The sequence below is a fragment of the Pseudomonas sp. 05N431 genome (genome assembly GCF_056397005.1).
Window position 1 is genome coordinate 1 of the sequence record NZ_JBFTMN010000048.1, and the last position, 1,933, is coordinate 1,933.

The following is a 1,933-nucleotide window of genomic DNA, read 5'->3' on the forward strand; positions in this document are numbered from 1 at the left end:
CTCGCCGGCGCACTCGCCGAGTTCAGCGTGAACAGGTGGCCGTCGTCAGCATCGGTGTCATTGCCCAGCACGTTGATGCTCAGGGTCTGGTTTTCCGTACCGGCGGCGGCATCGGCCACTGCCACCGGCGCGTCGTTGGTGCCGGTGATCGTCACGTCCACCGTGGAACTCGACAGTGCCCCGTGTTCGTCCTGCATCTGGTAACTGAGCGTCACGTGCTCGACCACCCCTTGCGCCAGATGGTCGAAATCGCTTCCGGGGGTAAACAGCAGCTGGTTGCCGACCACGCTGGCCGTGCCCTGGTTTGTCGGCGCGCTGGCGCTGACCAAGGTGAATGCATGGCCGTCGTCGACATCGGTGTCATTGGCCAGCACGTCAATGCTCAGGGTCTGGTTTTCCGTACCGGCGGCCGTATCGGCCACCGCCACCGGCGCGTCGTTGGTACCGGTGATCGTCACATCCACCGTGGAACTCGAGAGCGCGCCGTGTTCATCCTGCATCTGGTAACTGAGCGTCACATGCTCGACCACCCCTTGCGCCAGGTGATCAAAATCGCTTCCTGGGGTGAACACCAGCTGGTTGCCGACCACGCTGGCCGTACCCTTGTTTGCCGGCGCACTGGCCGAGTTCAGCGTGAACAGGTGGCCGTCGTCGACGTCGGTATCGTTGGCCAGCACGTCAATGCTCAGGGTCTGGTTTTCCGTACCGGCGGCCGTATCGGCCACTGCCACCGGAGCGTCGTTGGTGCCGGTGATCGTCACATCCACCGTGGAACTCGAGAGCGCGCCGTGTTCATCCTGCATCTGGTAACTGAGCGTCACGTGCTCGACCACGCCCTGCGCCAGGTGATCAAAATCACTTCCCGGATTGAACTGCAGCTGGTTGCCCGCGACGCTGGCACTGCCTTGGCCGATTGGCGCACTGGCGCTAACCAAGGTGAATGCATGACCATCGTCGACGTCGGTGTCATTGGCCAGCACGTCGATGCTCAGGGTCTGGTTTTCCGTGCCGGCAGCCGTATCAGCCACTGCCACCGGCGCGTCGTTGGTGCCGGTGATCGTCACGTCCACCGTGGAACTCGAAAGCGCGCCGTACTGGTCCTGCATCTGGTAACTGAGCGTCACGTGCTCGACCACGCCCTGTGCCAGGTGGTCGAAGTCAGCTCCCGGATTGAACACCAGCTGGTTGCCGACCACGCTGGCCGTGCCCTTGTTGGCCGGCACACTCGCCGAGTTCAGCGTGAACAGGTGGCCGTCGTCGACGTCGGAGTCGTTGGCCAGCACGTCAATGGTCAGGGTCTGGTTTTCCGTACCGGCGGCGACATCGGCCACTGCCACCGGCGCGTCGTTGGTGCCGGTGATGGTCACGTCCACCGTGGAACTCGAGAGTGCCCCGTGTTCATCCTGCATCTGGTAACTGAGCGTCACGTGCTCGACCACGCCTTGCGCCAGATGATCGAAGTCGCTCCCCGGATTGAACACCAGCTGGTTGCCGACCACGCTGGCCGTACCCTTGTTGGCCGGCACACTCGCCGAGTTCAGTGTGAACAGGTGACCGTCATCGACATCGGTGTCGTTGGCCAGTACGTCGATCGTCAGGGTCTGGTTTTCCGTGCCGGCGGCGACATCGGCCACCGCCACCGGCGCGTCGTTGGTGCCGGTGATGGTCACATCCACCGTGGAACTCGAGAGCGCGCCGTGTTCGTCCTGCATCTGGTAAGTGAGCGTCACGTGCTCGACCACGCCCTGCGCCAGGTGATCGAAGTCAGTTCCGGGGGTAAACACCAGCTGGTTGCCGACCACGCTGGCACTGCCCTTGTTGGCTGGCGCGCTGGCTGAGTTCAGCGTGAACAGGTGACCGTCGTCGACATCGGTGTCATTGGCCAGCACGTCAATGCTCAGGGTCTGGTTTTCCGTACCGGCGGCCGTATCGG

1 protein-coding gene is annotated in these 1,933 nt (G+C 63.3%); it reads right to left on the reverse strand.

Features of this window, described 5'->3' with window-relative positions; genetic code table 11:
* On the reverse strand, positions 1-1,933 hold a 1,933-nt coding region (locus AC1DIG_RS29240; RefSeq protein ID WP_477770100.1), incomplete at both ends, for an Ig-like domain-containing protein.